This window comes from Jannaschia sp. 2305UL9-9 (assembly GCF_041403465.1).
Taxonomy (GTDB): domain Bacteria; phylum Pseudomonadota; class Alphaproteobacteria; order Rhodobacterales; family Rhodobacteraceae; genus Jannaschia.
Genome location: NZ_JBGEHM010000001.1, coordinates 934,989 through 950,339, shown reverse-complemented (window position 1 = coordinate 950,339; position 15,351 = coordinate 934,989). Strand labels below are relative to the sequence as shown.

The following is a 15,351-nucleotide window of genomic DNA, read 5'->3' as shown; positions in this document are numbered from 1 at the left end:
CGGGCCACCGCGCGAGGCAAGCCTTGACCCGTCGCGCCCCTGTCGTCAGGCAGATCGCATGGCTGACAGTTTTCCAAGGATAGAACCCCTTGGCGCGGATGCGCTGCTCGTGCGGTTCTCGGACCGTCTCGACGATGCCGCGAACCGCGCCTGTGTGTCATTCCGGGCCGCGTTGCAGGCATCGCCGCCCGAGGGTGCGTTGGAAACCGCCTCCTCGCTGGGGTCCGTCCTCGTGCGTGTGGCCGCTGGCGATGCGGGGCGCGTGCAGGATGCGCTGCGCCGCCTGCTCGACGCGCGGGACTGGGCCACGGTCCCGCCGCCGCCGCGACGGCTGTGGTCCATTCCCTGCAGCTATGGTGGCGCGGACGGGCCCCAGTTGGCGGAAACGGCCGAGATGGTGGGTATGACCGCCGAACAGGCGACCGAGGCCCTGTCCACCGCCCGCGTCCGCGTTCTGTCACTGGGGTTCGCGCCGGGCATGCCCTATCTCGGTATCCTGCCGGAGGTCTGGGACCTGCCGCGTCAGACGGCCCTGACGCCCAAGGTGCCCGAGGGCGCGCTTGTTGTGGCTGTGCGGCAGTTCGTTCTGTTCGGGACCGAGGCGCCGACAGGCTGGCGACAGGTGGGGCGCACTCTTTTCGGCTGTTTCGAACAGGCCCGGCCACGTCCGATCGCCCTGTCGCCGGGGGACGAGGTGCAATTTCCGGCCGTTTCGGGCGAGGCGTTGCGCGATGGCGCATCGCGTGATTCCGAAAGGCACGGGGGCGCAAGCTGGACGGTGCTGGAATGATCGAAATCCTGTCTTGCGGTCCACTGATCACGGTTCAGGACCATGGGCGCCCCGGCTGGCTGTCCCAGGGGCTTGCGCAAGGCGGCGCGGCGGATCGCCTTGCCTTGGCCGAGGCGGTCGCCCTGCTGGGGCCGGGCGCGGGTGCGGGGTTGGAGATACCGGGTGCGCCCCTGCGTCTGAAACTGCATGTGCCGACGACCATCGCCCTGACCGGGGCGCCCATGCGGGCCGAAGCCGATGGCCGTCCCCTCGTCTGGCATGCCGCTCATCCCTTGCCTGCCCAGACGGTGCTGGACCTGCGTCCGACGGGGCAGGGCAGCTATTCCTATCTGCACGTGGATGGGGGGCTATCGACCGAAGAGGTTCTGGGAAGTCGCGCCGCCCATCGCATTGCGGGCATCGGCGATGCGCTGCAGCAGGGCGACACCCTGCCATGCAAGGCCGGTGGCGGTGGCGCGGCCCGGCGTCTGGACACGGCGCCTACCCGGTTCGACGGCGGCGAACTGCGCCTTGTCCCGACCCCGCAGACCCGGCTTTTTTCCGACGAGGAACGCGCCCGGTTCTGTGACACGGCCTTCGTGCGTGATCCGCGCGGCAACCGACAGGGCGTCCGTCTTGCGTCCGACGGGGCGGGGTTCGCCACGCAGGGGCAGTTGACCCTGTTGTCCGATTTCATCCTGCCCGGGGACGTGCAGATGACGGGCGACGGCGTACCCTACATCCTTGGGCCGGAATGTCAGACGACCGGCGGTTACCCCCGGATCGGGTCCGTCATCGCGGTTGATCTGCCCCGCGCGCTTCAGGCGCCGCCGGGGGCCACCTTCCGGTTCAGGTTCGTCACCGTCGAGGAGGCGCGGGGCCTCATGCCCGCCCGTCCCGTTGCGGTGCCGCTCGTGCGGGATCCGGCAGATGTGCCGAACCTGTTGTCGATGCAATTGATCAGCGGCGTCGTCTCGGCGCAAAGCCCGGAGGACATGCCATGAAAGTCGATCTGAACGCCGATATGGGCGAGGGCTTCGGCGATTGGACCATGGGCGATGATGCGGCCCTTCTGGATGTCGTCACCTCGGCCAATGTCGCTTGCGGGGCCCATGCCGGCGATTGGGACGTCATGGCCCGCACCATGAAAATTGCGCGCGATCGCGGCGTGGGGATCGGCGCACACCCCGGTTTTCCGGACCTTCAGGGGTTTGGACGTCGTCGCATGGCCATCGCTGGCGATAGTCTTGCGAACCTCGTTGCATGGCAATTCGGGGCCGCGCGGGGCGTGGCGGCGTCGGTCGGAGCCGAGGTCAGGCACTTCAAGTTGCATGGCGCACTGGCCAACATGGCGTCCGAGGATGCCGATCTGGCCCGCACCGCCTATGAGGCGGCCTTGCGCGTCGATCCGCAGGTCATCCTGCTGGTGCTTGCCGGCACCGCGCAGGAGGCCGTCGCCCGAGATCTCGGCGCGTCCTGGGCCGGGGAGATCTTCGCGGATCGTGGCTACAACGATGACGCGACACTGGTGACGCGGGGGCAGCCGGGGGCGATGATCCACGACCCAGAAATCGCGGCGGAACGCATGGTCCGGTTCGTCCGCGGCGGTGCGATCATCGCCAATTCGGGGGCAATCCTGCCTGCGGCCTGCGATTCCATCTGTCTGCACGGCGATGGTCCCGAAGCGGTTGCCATCGCGCGGGCCGTTCGGGCGGCCCTGTTGGCCGAAGGCATAGACCTGTCGCCCATGTCGGGGCGCTGATCCGTCAGGATTTTCCGAAATCGGGCCGGCTTTTCCGATCGGCTGAATTCAAGATCGGTGCCGATTCGGCGCCTTCGCATTCTTTTCCATTGCAGTTTCCCGCCCCTTTTCACGCCCGCGTGAGGCAGCGTCGCGGGGATGTGAGCGCGGTGCGGGGCAGCGGGTGTGGTGTGCATATTCGCGCGTTTATCCCTAACTTATCACGGTTTCGTTCATTGAAGCGCAGGGCCCGAAGTGACATCTCATATCCATCAGCAGGGCACACCGCCCCGCCGCATCGAACCCACAAGGCCAGCCGCCAGACCGCGCGGCGCCGCACACAAAGGACAAGACACATGAAAACGCTCCTCATCTCCGCCCTGATCGCCTCCGCCGCCCTGACCGGTGCCGCATCCGCCCAGGTTGGCGCCGGTGCCGCAGCAGCCGCCGCGCACTTCAATCAGGACATCGATTCCAACAACGAGCAGGTCGCCATCGGCGCGGCCGAATTCGACGGCGTCACCGTCTCCACCCGCAGCGGTGCGGTGGGCGAGGCCTTCACGCACTTCAACGCCGACTACGACTCGAACAACGAAAAGCGCGGCCTGAACGGCGCGACCGTCGTGGATGCGAACGCGGCCTACGGCGCCGACATCTTCGCCCGCATCGACGCCGAGAGCCAGGACGACGAGTGATCACCTGACCGGACCGGCATCGGGATCCTCCCCCCCCCCGCCCTGATGCCGTCCCCTGCGCAGGCCTGACGCGGCTCCTCCCCCCGCCGAAGACCCGCGCGACAGACCCCCGGCCCGCAGAAATGCGCGCCGGGGGTTTTTGTTTCCGGATGCTACTTAAGGCGCGGCGGCGCGGTCGGGTCGCGGACGGGGCCAGATGCCGGCGGCTCCGGCAGATCGATTCGCAGGCCGTGCCGCGCCAAGGTTGCCGCCATGGGCTGAGCGGCGCGCAGGAAGGTCACATCAAGTTGCCCCGCCTCGAGGCCCGAGAACACGAGCGCCTCCGACACGGCGCGCGCCAGATCATCCTCGGCCCCGGGGACGGGATCGACGATGCCAAGAAGATGGCCTTTGCCGCCATCCTCATAGGTGACGCCCGCCAGATAGGCGGTCCGCGCCAGACCGGCGGCCAGCGTCAGCTTGCCATCGATCGCGACGATCAGGGATTCGGGCAATTGTCCCGGCGGGGCCACTTCGGCGATGCGGCGGTCGCTCTGCTCGGGTCCATGGGCCACGGTGCGGGCCAGCCACGCCATCGCGTCCGGTGGGAGAAGCTGCGCCGAGGGGGCATCGTCAAGGTTCAGCCCCAGTCCCAGATCCGCATCGGCCACCATTTCGGCCAGGCGTCGGCCCGACAGGGTCGCGGTGGGTGCCGCGCCCGCGAAGGCCTCCAACCGCTCGGGCAGGTCGAAGGCCAGCGCATAGGACACGCCGTCCACGTCGAACAGGCGGGGCACGATGTGGTCGTCGGACGCGCTTTCCAGCAGCAGGTGCAGTTCGGCCTCGGCCAGACGGTTGAAGAACGTCAGGCGGTCTTCGTCCTTGCCCGTTTCTTCGGCGCGGACATGGGCGTGATCCAGCGGGGTCTTGTCTGTCATGGGCGGCGGTTTCCTGTCGCGAAAGGGGCGTGTTCGTACGGTCGTCACCGGGTTGCGGTGGTCCGAAGGGCGGTCGAAATTGCGGCGCGCAGCGCTGGCAGGACCTCTGCCTCGAACCATGGATGGCGTTTGAGCCACGCGGTATTGCGCCAGGACGGATGGGGCAAGCAGAAGACGTCGGGCGCAAGGGCCTTCCAGTCGCGGACCCTGTCCGTCACGCGACCGCGGCCAAGGTGCCAATCCTGTGCATAGCCCCCGATCAGCAACGTGATCCGCGGCGACCCGACGTGGGCGAGGGCGGCCTCTCGCCATGTCTTGGCGCAGATCCGGGGCGGAGCGATGTCGCTGCCCTTGGCGTCGTAGCCCGGAAAGCAGAAACCCATCGGCACGATGGCGACGTTGTCGGTGTTCCAGAATGCCGCCTCGTCCAGCCCCATCCAGTCCCGCAGACGGACACCGGACGGATCGTCGAAGGGCTTGCCCGAAAGATGTGCCCGCATGCCGGGGGCCTGGCTGGCCACGACGATGGGCGCGCCCGTATCGAACCAGACGACGGGGCTGGGCCGATGGCCCGTGTGGGTGGCCGCAAACCGGTCTGCGCACAGGCGACAGGCGCGTATGTCGTCGGTGACGGCCACGCGGGGCGTCAGCTCCGCCGCCGGGGGCTGAACTTCATCTTCGGGTCGCGCAAGGCGGCGGGCGGTCCCACCCAAGCATAGGCCAGAAGGCAGGGATCGATGTCGCCGGTGGTGATGCGGTGCTCATCGCCCGATCCGTTCAGGATCAGCGAGCCGGGCGCATAGACGGCGGCGTTGTTTTCCGACCAGGCACCAGAGATGGAGATGTAGCTTTCCTCGATCCCGTCATGACTGTGCTGCGGATAGGTCGTGCGCGGGGCAAACAGGACGAAGCCCAGCGTCAGGGATTCCGACGGGATCGGACCGTTCGGGCCAAGGATGTCGCAGTAGGCAAATTTCTGGGCGAGGGGCCGGGGCACCTTTTCGTAGCCATATTCCCACGTCAGGCGCGTTTGCACTTCGCGCAGCGCGCGGGCCATCCCCTGCATCGCGGCGCGTTCCCCGAGGTCGAGCGCGCGGGGCAGGTGGGCGACCACCGGCTTGTGTTCCGCGGGCCGTTCCTCGATCTGCGGGTTGCGGGCGATGATCTTGGACAACGCTTCGCGCACGGCCTTGCGGTGCGATCTGATCTTGGGACTGCCCCCGGCCGAGCCATGGCGGTAAAGAGCCTCGAATTCGCGAAGAAGGTAGAGCCAGTGCGGCGACGCCGTGAGGGTCGGGGCCATATCCAGATGCGGTGCGGGGGCTTCGTCAGGCGGGGCCATCGGCATGTCTCCGGCGCAGGAAATGGCGTCCGGGCAGAGGTCGGTCGAATGCGGGGCATGTCAAGAGGAGCCCCATCGGCATTCGAGAAAATTCTCGGGCATTCAACTCTGGAATCCGCGTGCGGACCGCCTTGACAGGACCCATGCGAGGCCATACCTCCCGGGTCGTTGGCACTCCCCTCGGGTGAGTGACAACGAGGGAGTAACACTTAAGCTGAAAGGCTACCGCAATGGCTTTCAAACCGCTGCATGACCGCGTTCTGGTCCGTCGCACCGAATCCGACGAGAAGACCAAGGGCGGTCTGATCATTCCCGACACCGCCAAGGAAAAGCCCGCCGAGGGCGAGATCGTCTCCGTCGGTGAAGGCGCGCGCAAGGACTCGGGCGAGCTGATCGCACCTGCCGTCTCTGCTGGCGACAAGATCCTGTTCGGCAAGTGGTCGGGCACCGAAGTTACGGTCGACGGCGAAGAGCTGCTGATCATGAAGGAATCGGACATCCTGGGCATCATCTCCTAAGAGATCGCCTGAACGTCCCCTTCCAACTTATTCAATTCACAGGAGAATACCATGGCCGCCAAGGACGTGAAATTCGACACCGACGCCCGCAACCGCATGCTGAAAGGCGTCAACATCCTCGCCGACGCCGTCAAGGTCACGCTGGGCCCCAAGGGCCGCAACGTGGTTCTGGACAAGTCGTTCGGTGCCCCCCGCATCACCAAGGACGGTGTGTCGGTCGCCAAAGAGATCGAGCTTGAGGACAAGTTCGAGAACATGGGCGCCCAGATGGTCAAGGAAGTCGCTTCCCGGACCAACGACGAAGCCGGCGACGGTACCACCACCGCGACGGTTCTGGCTCAGGCCATCGTCAAGGAAGGCATGAAGTCCGTTGCCGCCGGCATGAACCCGATGGACCTCAAGCGCGGCATCGACATGGCCACCGCCAAGGTCGTCGAGGCCATCAAGGCCGCTGCCCGTGACGTGACCGACAGCGACGAAGTCGCTCAGGTCGGCACCATCTCCGCCAACGGCGAAGCCGAGATCGGTCGTCAGATCGCAGACGCGATGCAGAAGGTCGGCAACGAGGGTGTCATCACCGTCGAAGAGAACAAGGGCCTCGAGACCGAGACCGATGTTGTCGAAGGCATGCAGTTCGACCGCGGCTACCTGTCGCCCTACTTCGTGACCAACCCCGACAAGATGACCACCGAGCTGGAAGACGTGATCGTCCTGCTGCACGAGAAGAAGCTCTCGTCGCTGCAGCCGATGGTTCCGCTGCTGGAGCAGGTCATCCAGTCGCAGAAGCCCCTGCTGATCATCGCCGAGGACGTCGAGGGCGAAGCCCTCGCCACGCTGGTCGTCAACAAGCTGCGCGGTGGCCTCAAGATCGCTGCCGTCAAGGCACCGGGCTTCGGTGACCGCCGCAAGGCCATGCTGCAGGACATCGCGATCCTGACCGGTGGTCAGGTCATCTCCGACGATCTGGGCATGAAGCTCGAGAACGTCGGCATGGAGATGCTGGGCACCGCCAAGCGCGTCTCGATCACCAAGGACACCACCACCATCGTCGACGGTGCCGGTGACAAGGCCGAGATCGAGGCACGCGTTGCCCAGATCCGCGGTCAGATCGAAGAGACGACCTCCGACTACGACCGCGAGAAGCTGCAGGAGCGTGTTGCCAAGCTGGCCGGCGGTGTTGCCGTCATCCGCGTCGGTGGCATGACCGAAGTGGAAGTGAAGGAGCGCAAGGACCGCGTCGATGACGCACTGAACGCGACCCGCGCTGCCGTGCAGGAAGGTGTCGTCGTCGGTGGCGGTGTTGCCCTGGTTCAGGGTGGCAAGTCGCTCGACGGCCTGGAGGGTGCAAACTCCGACCAGACCGCCGGTATCGCCATCGTGCGCAAGGCCATCGAGGCGCCGTTGCGTCAGATCGCCGAAAACGCCGGCGTCGACGGTGCCGTCGTTGCAGGCAAGGTCCGCGAAAGCACCGACCTGACCTTCGGCTTCAACGCCCAGACCGAAGAATATGGCGACATGTTCAAGTTCGGCGTCATCGACCCGGCCAAGGTTGTCCGCACCGCGCTGGAGGATGCAGCCTCTATCGCCGGTCTGCTGATCACGACCGAAGCCATGGTTGCCGACAAGCCCGCCAAGGAAGGCGCAGCTGTCGGCGGCGGCATGCCCGACATGGGCGGCATGGGCGGCATGATGTAATCAGACCGCGCTTCGGCGACGTTCGATCCAGATCGGGGCAGGGGGCCGTTTCGGCGGTTCCCCCACCCTTCCGAAGGATCAGGACAGGAGGCTCCGAAAGGGGCCTCCTGTTTTCGTTTCGGGTGGCGGATTTCAGCCGTCCGAGGCCGCTGGCGCGCCGGAACAAACGCCCGGTCCTGGCGTTTTGAGGATACCAACCTGCAAGGAGGACACGACATGGTACTTCGAGACACCGACATCGGCACGACGACCGCAGACCGCGGCACGTCTTCTTCCAAGACGATCTCGTCTGACGAGGTGAACGGCACGGCGGTCTACAACACCCAAGGCGAGAACGTCGGCCACATCGACCACCTGATGATCGACAAGGTCACGGGCCGCGTCGCTTATGCCGTCATGCACTTCGGCGGCTTTCTGGGCATGGGGGAAGAATCACACCCCATTCCATGGGAGAAGCTGGAATACGACACGACCAAGCATGGCTATCTGACGAACATCACGCCCGAGCAGTTGCAGGGCGCACCGCGCCGCAGCGACGGCTGGCGCGATGATGACCGCTATCGCGACGACGTCTTCCGCTACTACAACACGGCACCCTATTGGCTGTGATGCTTGCCGGCTGATAACGTAGCGGGCGGAGTGCCCATGATTGCAGCGCCGCCCGCTGCACACAGACGACGTGCCCCGGATCACTTGTGCGGAGTGTTTCCGGGGTGCCACGGTCCCACCCCCCGAACGCTTGCCGCCATGCCCCCCCTCGGCTAGCTAGGCGCGAACACTTTGGGGGGCTCGCATGTATCGCGTCTGGAACTTCTTAACCAACTACTCGCTGCTGCTGATCCTTGGCGCAGTCATCGCTTTGGTCTGGGCGAATACGGATGCCCATTCGTATCACCTGTTCGTCGATTACCCCCTGTGGTTCAACGATTACGTCGGCTCCAGCCTGCATCACTGGGAACAGGTGCTCGGCGAGGATGCTGCCCTGTTCGGTCATGCCGAAACGGCCAAGGTCCTGACGGCCCATTACCTCGTGAACGACGTGCTGATGGCGTTCTTCTTCGCGATTGCGGGCAAGGAAGTCTGGGAGGCCGTGATCCTCAAGAACGGGTCGCTGCGCGGCAAGAAGGCCGCCACGCCTCTGTTCGCAACCGCCGGCGGCATGTTCGGCCCGATTGCGGTCTACCTCGGCCTTGCGTGGTTCCTCGGGCCGGACAAGTTCGGCGCCGTTGCCAACGGCTGGGCCATCCCCACCGCCACCGACATCGCGTTCAGCTATCTCGTCGGGCGGATCGTCTTCGGTGCGGGCCATCCTGCCGTGCGTTTCCTGCTGCTGCTCGCGATTGCGGATGATGCGATCGGCCTGATCATCCTGGCCATCTTCTATCCCTCCGGCGATCTGGCGCCTGCGTGGCTCCTGCTCTCGCTCGGCTCGGCCGTGGGTGTGTTCTTCCTGTTCAACTGGCTGCCGCGTCGCATGGACCGCGGGGACCAGCTGCGCACACGGTCGACATGGATGCGCAACACCCTGTCGTTCTGGCCATACCTCGCCGCCGGTGCCCTGTCGTGGTACGGTTTTGCGCAGTCCGGTCTGCACCCGGCGCTTGGCCTTCTGCCCATCGTGCCGACGCTGCCGCATGCCGATCGTGCCTTTGGTTTCTTCGCCGAGGCCGAGCAATACCTGACCGACCTGCTGAACCACGCCGAGCATCTGCTGAAGCATCCGGTCGAGATCGTCCTGTTCTTCTTCGGCCTGATGAACGCAGGCGTGACGTTCTCCTCCATCTCCGAACCGACGTGGCTCGTGCTGGCGGGTCTGCTGATCGGCAAGCCGATCGGGATCATGCTTTTCGGCTATATCGGGGCGTACACGCTCAAGCTCGGGCTGCCTGCCGGGATGCGGACGATCGACCTGTTCATCATCGGATGCGTCGCGGCGATCGGTTTCACCGTGTCGTTGTTCGTGGCGTCCGTGGCCTTCGATCCGGGCCCGATCCAGGATGCGGCCAAGATGGGCGCCTTGTTCAGCTTCGCCGCTGCCGGGGTATCCATCCTCGCGGGCAAGCTGCTGCGCGTGCAGAAGGTCGACGTTTAAGGCCGAATTGCGGCGGCTTTGCCTAAAAGCCGCCGCAGTTCCCGTTACGAAGCGGCGAAAATCGTGGCATTGTCCACATTCTGGACGGATTAACCGGTTATCAGGGACCCCGGGCCTACCCATGTCGGGTGTCTGTGCAGGGTTAATGAATCGGGCCACCGTCAGATGATCGAATTCGACAGCGTCTCCAAATCGTTCTGGACGGGACAGCAGCGCAAGGTGATCCTTGATCGCGCGTCCTTTCGCGTGACGGCGGGTCGGTCCGTCGGCGTGCTGGCCCCGAACGGGACGGGCAAGACCACGATCATCAACATGATGGCGGGCCTCGAAAAACCGGATGAGGGGGAGGTGCGGCGCACGTCGCGCGTGTCCTTCCCACTCGGTTTCATGGGCGGTGTCATCAACAAGAACTCCGCCACGGAAAACGCCCGCTATATCGCACAGCTCTATGGCCTCGATCCGGACTACGTCGAGGCGTTCTGCCGCTGGCTCTGTGATATCAAGGAATACTTCGACATGCCCGTCGGCACCTATAGCCAGGGGATGCGCGCGCGCTTTTCCTTTTCGCTGATGCTGGCGCTGGAGTTCGACATATATCTCATCGACGAAGGCATGCCTTCGACCACGGATGCGCAGTTCAACAAGCGCGCCGGATCCATCCTGAAAGAACGCTTGCAGGAAGCGACAGTCGTGATCGTCAGTCACCAGGCCAAGACGCTGGAACGCTTTGCCACCTCGGCCGCCGTTCTCAGGGATGGCAAGCTGCACCAATTCGACACGCTTGAAGAAGCGCGGAGGCTTTATGAATACGATGCCTAAGGCCCGCAAATTCCGCATCCGCCCGGATGCCCCCTTCATGACGCCGGGCGTGGTTCTGTCCGACGGGGCGGTTCCGTCCGTCGGGGCGACACAGATGTCCGCGCCTGCGAACTCCGACGTGCCGACGCCGACCGCGCCCGCCGGTTTCGCCGATGTTCCGCAACCGCCGCAGACCGCGATTCAGGCCGCCGTTGCCGCAACATCGGACATGCCGACGGGGCGGCAGCTGCGCATGGCGCGGCGCATCGCGCAAAAACACGGCATCAAGGTCAGCTCCGACAAGGACGCGGTCGAGGCGCTGCGCGCCAAGGGCATCGACCCTTTCGAGCGGTCCAACATGCTGCAACTGGTGCCGGGGCAGGGCGATGCGAGCCCCGGGCCCGCGCAACACCTGCCCGCCGTCCAACGTCAGGCGCCCACGCCGGCCATGCCATCGCCCATCGTTCTGGACGGGGATCAGCGCGCGTCGGAAATCGTCAACATCCAACGCGATATCGCCAAGCGCCGGCGCCGGCGTCTGGCCCTTCTGTCGATCCGGCTCAGCTTTTTCGTTGGCCTGCCGACGATCATTGCGGGCATCTACTACTACACGATCGCCACGCCGATGTACGCCACCAAGTCCGAGTTCATCATTCAGCAGGCGGACGCCGCCGCGGGTGGGGCCGGTCTGGGCGGTCTCTTCTCGGGGACGGGCATTGCGACGCAACAGGACAGCATCTCGGTCCAGGGGTATCTGTTGTCGCGCGATGCCTTCATGCGGCTGGATCAGGATCAGGGTTTCAGCGCCCATTTCGCGCAGGACGGGATCGACGCGCTGCAACGGTTGGACCCGGACGGGTCGCGCGAAGACGCTTACAAGCTGTATCAGCGGATGGTCGAAATCGGATACGATCCGACCGAAGGCGTCATCAAGATGGAGGTGGTCGCCGCCAATCCCGAGGTGTCGGCCAGCTTCAGCCGCGCCTTGATCGGCTATGCCGAGGAACAGGTCGATCAACTGACCGCCCGCCTGCGCACCGACCAGATGGCCGGCGCCATGGAGAGCTTTCAGGACGCCGAGGAACGGATGCTGGCCGCGCAATCCCGCGTCGTGAACCTGCAGGAGCAGTTGGGCGTCGTCTCGGCCGATGCCGAACTCAGCAGCAGGTACAGCCAGATCAGCGCGATCGAGACCGAACTGCGCGCGGAACGTCTGCGCCTTGATCAGCTACAGGCGAACCCGCGACCGCAGGCAACGCGCGTAGAGGTGTCGGAGCGCAACATCGCCCGTCTGAACGCCGAACTGGATGATCTGCGCGCGGGTCTGACCGACGGCGCGACATCCGACGTCAGCCTTGCACGCGTATCCGCCGAACTTGGCGTGGCACAGATGGATCTGACGACGCGGCAGCTGTTGCTGCAACAGGCCGCGCAGCAACAGGAAATGGCCCGCATCGAGGCGAACCGGCAGGTCCGCTACCTGTCGACCCCCGTGCCCCCCTTGGCCCCGGATGAGCCGACCTATCCGCGCGCCTTCGAGAACACGATCCTCGCGTTCCTGATCTTCTCGGGCATCTACCTGATGATCTCGCTTACCGCGGCCATCCTGCGCGAGCAGGTCAGCGGCTGACGAAAACGGGCGCCCGATCAGGGGCGCCCGTTTTCAGTTCGGTCCGGGCAGTGCGCCCGTCAGATCCGTGGTTTACGCTGAAGCAGCGGCATGAGGCTGGCCATGTCCGGACCGTCCGTGCGCCCCGTCATCGCCTGACGCAACGGTTTGAACAGCGCCTTGCCCTTGCGGCCGGACGCCGTCTTCATCGCGGATGTCCACTCGGCCCAGGTCGTGTCCGTCCACGGGGCATCGGGCAGGGCCGCGATCGCGTCCTTCACGAACTCCGCGTCCTCGGCATCGATCTCCGGTGTTGCGCCTTCGGTCATCAGGCGCCACCAGTCGGCCATTTCCGCCCGGCTGTGAATGTTGTCGCGCACGACCGTCCAGAACCGATCGGCGCTGTCGTCCGGGACGCCAAGCGCCGCGACGTCCGCTGCGACGGTCGACAGCGGCGTGCCCTGCAACACTGTCGCGCTGAGCGGGCGGAGCGCGGCCACGTCGAACTTGGTGGGCGCTGCGCCGAACTGCGACAGGTCGAAATTGAGGGCCAGATCCTCCGGCGTGTCGCGCACCTCGATCGGCTGCGACGACCCCAGCCGCGCCATCAGCGACAGAAGGGCCATCGGCTCCACCCCTTGCGTGCGCAGGTCGCGGATCGAAAGGGTGCCCAGGCGCTTGGACAGCGCCTCACCCTGCGGGCCAGTCAACAGCGAGTGGTGCGCAAAGGTCGGATGGTCATGGCCGAGTGCCTGCATGATCTGGATCTGCGTCGCCGTGTTGGTGACGTGATCGGCCCCGCGCACCACATGGGTCACGCCCATGTCGGTGTCGTCGACGACCGAGGCGATCGTGTACAGAACCTGACCATCCCCACGGATCAGAACCGGGTCGCTGACGGAGGCGGCATCGATGCTCAGATCGCCGAGGATGCCGTCGGTCCAGACGATGCGCGACTGGTCCAGCTTGAACCGCCAATGCCCGCCACGTTCGGCGCGCAGGCGGTCCCGCTCCTCGTCCGACAAGGCAAGGGCCGCACGATCGTAGACCGGCGGCTGACCCATGTTCAGCTGCTTCTTGCGCTTCAGGTCCAATTCGACGGGTGTCTCGAACGCCTCGTACAGACGGCCAGAGGCGCGCATCTCGTCTGCGGCGGCCGCATAGCGGTCAAGGCGCGCCGACTGGCGCTCCTCCCGGTCCCACGTCAGGCCGAGCCATTCCAGATCCTCGCGGATCGCGTCGGCGTATTCGTCCTTGGACCGTTCGGGGTCGGTATCATCGAGGCGCAGGATGAACGTGCCGCCCGCCTTGCGCGCGATCATCCAGTTCAGCAACGCGGTGCGCAGGTTGCCGACATGGATGTAACCAGTGGGTGAGGGTGCGAAACGGGTAACGGTCTGGGTGGACGACATGGGACGGCTCCTTTGACCCCCGCGCATGTGTCATCGGGGGGCGGTCTTGTCCAGTCTGGGTTATCACGGGGACGTCACTTGCCGGGGCAGGGGATCAATCTAAACTCGCATTGTCGATATTTTTCGAGTTGGAGACGCCCATGACCCTGATGACCCGCCGCGCCGCCCTGACGGCTACGGCCGCCCTGCCGCTTGCCGCCGCCGCACTGCCGGCTGCTGCCGCCGCTCCCAAACAGACCGGCAGCGGTCAGAACATCCGCCGCTTCACGCTGGGCGACATGGAGGTGACGACCCTTCTGGCGAACACGTTGACCAACCCCAACGATCCGCAGGGCATCTTCGGGATGAACGTATCCCCCGAGACCTTTGCCGAGGTTTCCGAGGAAGCGTTCCTGCCGACCGACGTGTCACAGTTCTTCTTTACACCGACACTGGTGAACACCGGTGAAAACCTGATCCTGTTCGACACCGGCCAGCAGGGCGCGCATATCACTAACGCCCTGACGGCAGCGGGTTACAGCCCCGATGACATCGACACGGTGATTATCACGCACATGCATGGCGACCATATCGGCGGCCTGATGACAGATGGCGCGCCGACCTTCGCCAACGCCAGCTATGTCACGGGACAGGCGGAATTCGACGCTTGGGCGTCGGGCGACAACGAGGGGTTCGCGAACAACGTGGCGCCCCTGGCCGAGAAGATGACGTTCCTGTCGGACGGACAGGACGCGGCCCCGGGCATCACCGCCATGGCTGCCTTCGGTCACACGCCGGGCCACATGACCTATCGTCTGTCGTCCGGGGACAAGTCCCTGCTGGTCGCGGCGGATCTTGCGAACCACTACGTCTGGTCGCTGGCCCATCCCGACTGGGAGGTCCGCTTCGACATGGACAAGGAAGCCGCCGCTGCCTCGCGCCGCAGCGTCCTGTCGATGCTGGCGGCCGAGCGCATGCCGATGATCGGCTACCACATGCCGTTCCCGGCCGTGGGCTTCGTCGAAACCCGCGGAGACGGCTTCCACTGGGTGCCCGAAAGCTATCAGTTGATGCTCTGACGTTGGTGGGGGTGGGGGCACTGCCTCCGCCCTTCGGGCGCCCCCGAGCTATTTGTGGCGAGAGGAAGGGGGCGCGCGTTTCCCGGTTCAGGTGTCTGCGACGATATCTGGCCAGCGTTCGTCGCCCGCCTCGATGAAACCGGGGCGGTCCGTGTTCCACGTCTCCTGCACGCCGTCGTTGAAGTTCAGGTACAGCTTGCCGTCGACGATCGCCCAGTTTTCCGGCTGCGTGGAATACAACTCCCCTTTCGCGGCCACCGCCCAGGCACAGAAACCACCGTACTGGGGGGCATAGGCCACCGGGTCCGCGGCAAACATGTCGCGTGCTTCGGTCGTGGCAAAGGCCCATGTCGCATCGGCCCAGTCATGGGTGATGGCCGGGTCGCCCGCGACCGGCCGGCCTTCGGTGAAATAGGCGACGGGGTCGGTCCCGCGGATGGCAAGGCCGTCGGCGGTGTAGACCCGCGCCGGGGCATGTTGGCGCGGCGTCAGATAAGCGCCGAGGGCAAGCGCCCCGACCCCGGCAGCAGCAGCGCCGCCAATGATGAATGTGCGTCTTTTCAGGGTCATGTGCGGCCTCTGTCGTTTTGTCCGGCACAGAATGCCCCGGAGATCGGCCATTGGCCAATCACGCCTGTTCACCCCTGCGGGAGCAGAGGGCCTTGCATCGCCCCGCCCGTCAAGCCTAGCACGAGGGACGTGTTT

General features: G+C 65.5%; 16 protein-coding genes. 11 read left to right on the top strand and 5 right to left on the bottom strand.

Annotated features, from left to right (window positions below; all coding sequences use genetic code 11):
- Positions 1-58: 58 nt before the first annotated feature.
- From V6N07_RS04620 to V6N07_RS04605, 4 genes are all read left to right on the top strand, one after another.
- Positions 59-790, top strand: coding sequence for an allophanate hydrolase subunit 1 (locus V6N07_RS04620; RefSeq protein WP_371154402.1), 732 nt, complete (start codon positions 59-61; stop codon positions 788-790).
- Positions 787-1,773 (top strand): biotin-dependent carboxyltransferase family protein, encoded by a 987-nt coding sequence (locus V6N07_RS04615; protein ID WP_371154401.1) that lies wholly within the window; start codon positions 787-789, stop codon positions 1,771-1,773. Before V6N07_RS04620 ends, V6N07_RS04615 begins: the two co-directional genes overlap by 4 nt.
- Complete coding sequence (locus V6N07_RS04610; protein WP_371154400.1) at positions 1,770-2,531, top strand: LamB/YcsF family protein; 762 nt, start codon at positions 1,770-1,772, stop codon at positions 2,529-2,531. Before V6N07_RS04615 ends, V6N07_RS04610 begins: the two co-directional genes overlap by 4 nt.
- Before the next feature lie 335 nt (positions 2,532-2,866).
- Positions 2,867-3,205 (top strand): hypothetical protein, encoded by a 339-nt coding sequence (locus V6N07_RS04605; protein WP_371154398.1) that lies wholly within the window; start codon positions 2,867-2,869, stop codon positions 3,203-3,205.
- A gap of 152 nt (positions 3,206-3,357) precedes the next feature.
- Here the strand turns inward: V6N07_RS04605 and V6N07_RS04600 are convergent, their stop codons facing one another.
- From V6N07_RS04600 to V6N07_RS04590, 3 genes are read right to left on the bottom strand one after another with little or no spacing between them, the layout of a single operon-like run.
- Complete coding sequence (locus V6N07_RS04600; RefSeq protein WP_371154397.1) at positions 3,358-4,122, bottom strand: SseB family protein; 765 nt, start codon at positions 4,120-4,122, stop codon at positions 3,358-3,360.
- 44 nt (positions 4,123-4,166) lie between these two features.
- Positions 4,167-4,760 (bottom strand): uracil-DNA glycosylase family protein, encoded by a 594-nt coding sequence (locus V6N07_RS04595; protein ID WP_371154395.1) that lies wholly within the window; start codon positions 4,758-4,760, stop codon positions 4,167-4,169.
- Positions 4,761-4,768: 8 nt separating this feature from the next.
- On the bottom strand, positions 4,769-5,464 hold the full coding sequence (locus tag V6N07_RS04590; protein WP_371154393.1) for a dimethylsulfonioproprionate lyase family protein: 696 nt from the start codon (positions 5,462-5,464) through the stop codon (positions 4,769-4,771).
- Positions 5,465-5,694: 230 nt separating this feature from the next.
- Between V6N07_RS04590 and V6N07_RS04585 the strand changes: the two genes are divergently transcribed.
- The 6 genes from V6N07_RS04585 to V6N07_RS04560 all read left to right on the top strand — a co-directional run bounded on the left by V6N07_RS04585 (position 5,695) and on the right by V6N07_RS04560 (position 12,197).
- A complete protein-coding gene (locus V6N07_RS04585) occupies positions 5,695-5,982 on the top strand; it encodes a co-chaperone GroES (RefSeq protein WP_371154392.1) in 288 nt (95 codons plus the stop codon).
- Positions 5,983-6,033: 51 nt separating this feature from the next.
- Entirely contained in the window at positions 6,034-7,677 is a 1,644-nt protein-coding gene (gene groL, locus V6N07_RS04580; protein ID WP_371154390.1) for a chaperonin GroEL, read from the top strand.
- Positions 7,678-7,893: 216 nt separating this feature from the next.
- The gene (locus V6N07_RS04575) at positions 7,894-8,286 is read left to right on the top strand and encodes a PRC-barrel domain-containing protein (protein WP_371154389.1); all 393 of its coding nucleotides are present in this window, start codon (positions 7,894-7,896) and stop codon (positions 8,284-8,286) included.
- 184 nt (positions 8,287-8,470) lie between these two features.
- Positions 8,471-9,769, top strand: coding sequence for a Na+/H+ antiporter NhaA (locus V6N07_RS04570; protein WP_371154387.1), 1,299 nt, complete (start codon positions 8,471-8,473; stop codon positions 9,767-9,769).
- A gap of 165 nt (positions 9,770-9,934) precedes the next feature.
- Positions 9,935-10,588, top strand: a complete 654-nt coding sequence (locus V6N07_RS04565) for an ABC transporter ATP-binding protein (protein ID WP_371154386.1) — start codon at positions 9,935-9,937, stop codon at positions 10,586-10,588.
- Positions 10,572-12,197: a capsule biosynthesis protein gene (locus tag V6N07_RS04560; RefSeq protein ID WP_371154385.1), complete on the top strand. Its 1,626-nt coding sequence runs from the start codon at positions 10,572-10,574 to the stop codon at positions 12,195-12,197. The genes V6N07_RS04565 and V6N07_RS04560 overlap by 17 nt, the downstream gene beginning before the upstream one ends.
- Before the next feature lie 59 nt (positions 12,198-12,256).
- Here the strand turns inward: V6N07_RS04560 and gltX are convergent, their stop codons facing one another.
- Positions 12,257-13,588, bottom strand: a complete 1,332-nt coding sequence (gene gltX, locus V6N07_RS04555; protein ID WP_371154383.1) for a glutamate--tRNA ligase — start codon at positions 13,586-13,588, stop codon at positions 12,257-12,259.
- 140 nt (positions 13,589-13,728) lie between these two features.
- Between gltX and V6N07_RS04550 the strand changes: the two genes are divergently transcribed.
- A complete protein-coding gene (locus tag V6N07_RS04550; RefSeq protein WP_371154382.1) occupies positions 13,729-14,646 on the top strand; it encodes an MBL fold metallo-hydrolase in 918 nt (305 codons plus the stop codon).
- Positions 14,647-14,733: 87 nt separating this feature from the next.
- Here the strand turns inward: V6N07_RS04550 and V6N07_RS04545 are convergent, their stop codons facing one another.
- Positions 14,734-15,216, bottom strand: coding sequence for a YHS domain-containing (seleno)protein (locus V6N07_RS04545; RefSeq protein WP_371154381.1), 483 nt, complete (start codon positions 15,214-15,216; stop codon positions 14,734-14,736).
- Between the last annotated feature and the right edge of the window lie 135 nt (positions 15,217-15,351).

What these genes read in the sequence shown, in the direction of transcription:
- V6N07_RS04620 (WP_371154402.1), top strand. Translation starts at nt 59, where the DNA reads ATGGCTGACAGTTTTCCAAGGATAGAACCCCTTGGCGCGGATGCGCTG.
- V6N07_RS04615 (WP_371154401.1), top strand. Translation starts at nt 787, where the DNA reads ATGATCGAAATCCTGTCTTGCGGTCCACTGATCACGGTTCAGGACCAT.
- V6N07_RS04610 (WP_371154400.1), top strand. Translation starts at nt 1,770, where the DNA reads ATGAAAGTCGATCTGAACGCCGATATGGGCGAGGGCTTCGGCGATTGG.
- V6N07_RS04605 (WP_371154398.1), top strand. Translation starts at nt 2,867, where the DNA reads ATGAAAACGCTCCTCATCTCCGCCCTGATCGCCTCCGCCGCCCTGACC.
- V6N07_RS04600 (WP_371154397.1), bottom strand. Translation starts at nt 4,122, where the DNA reads ATGACAGACAAGACCCCGCTGGATCACGCCCATGTCCGCGCCGAAGAA.
- V6N07_RS04590 (WP_371154393.1), bottom strand. Translation starts at nt 5,464, where the DNA reads ATGGCCCCGCCTGACGAAGCCCCCGCACCGCATCTGGATATGGCCCCG.
- V6N07_RS04585 (WP_371154392.1), top strand. Translation starts at nt 5,695, where the DNA reads ATGGCTTTCAAACCGCTGCATGACCGCGTTCTGGTCCGTCGCACCGAA.
- groL (WP_371154390.1), top strand. Translation starts at nt 6,034, where the DNA reads ATGGCCGCCAAGGACGTGAAATTCGACACCGACGCCCGCAACCGCATG.
- V6N07_RS04575 (WP_371154389.1), top strand. Translation starts at nt 7,894, where the DNA reads ATGGTACTTCGAGACACCGACATCGGCACGACGACCGCAGACCGCGGC.
- V6N07_RS04570 (WP_371154387.1), top strand. Translation starts at nt 8,471, where the DNA reads ATGTATCGCGTCTGGAACTTCTTAACCAACTACTCGCTGCTGCTGATC.
- V6N07_RS04565 (WP_371154386.1), top strand. Translation starts at nt 9,935, where the DNA reads ATGATCGAATTCGACAGCGTCTCCAAATCGTTCTGGACGGGACAGCAG.
- V6N07_RS04560 (WP_371154385.1), top strand. Translation starts at nt 10,572, where the DNA reads ATGAATACGATGCCTAAGGCCCGCAAATTCCGCATCCGCCCGGATGCC.
- gltX (WP_371154383.1), bottom strand. Translation starts at nt 13,588, where the DNA reads ATGTCGTCCACCCAGACCGTTACCCGTTTCGCACCCTCACCCACTGGT.
- V6N07_RS04550 (WP_371154382.1), top strand. Translation starts at nt 13,729, where the DNA reads ATGACCCTGATGACCCGCCGCGCCGCCCTGACGGCTACGGCCGCCCTG.
- V6N07_RS04545 (WP_371154381.1), bottom strand. Translation starts at nt 15,216, where the DNA reads ATGACCCTGAAAAGACGCACATTCATCATTGGCGGCGCTGCTGCTGCC.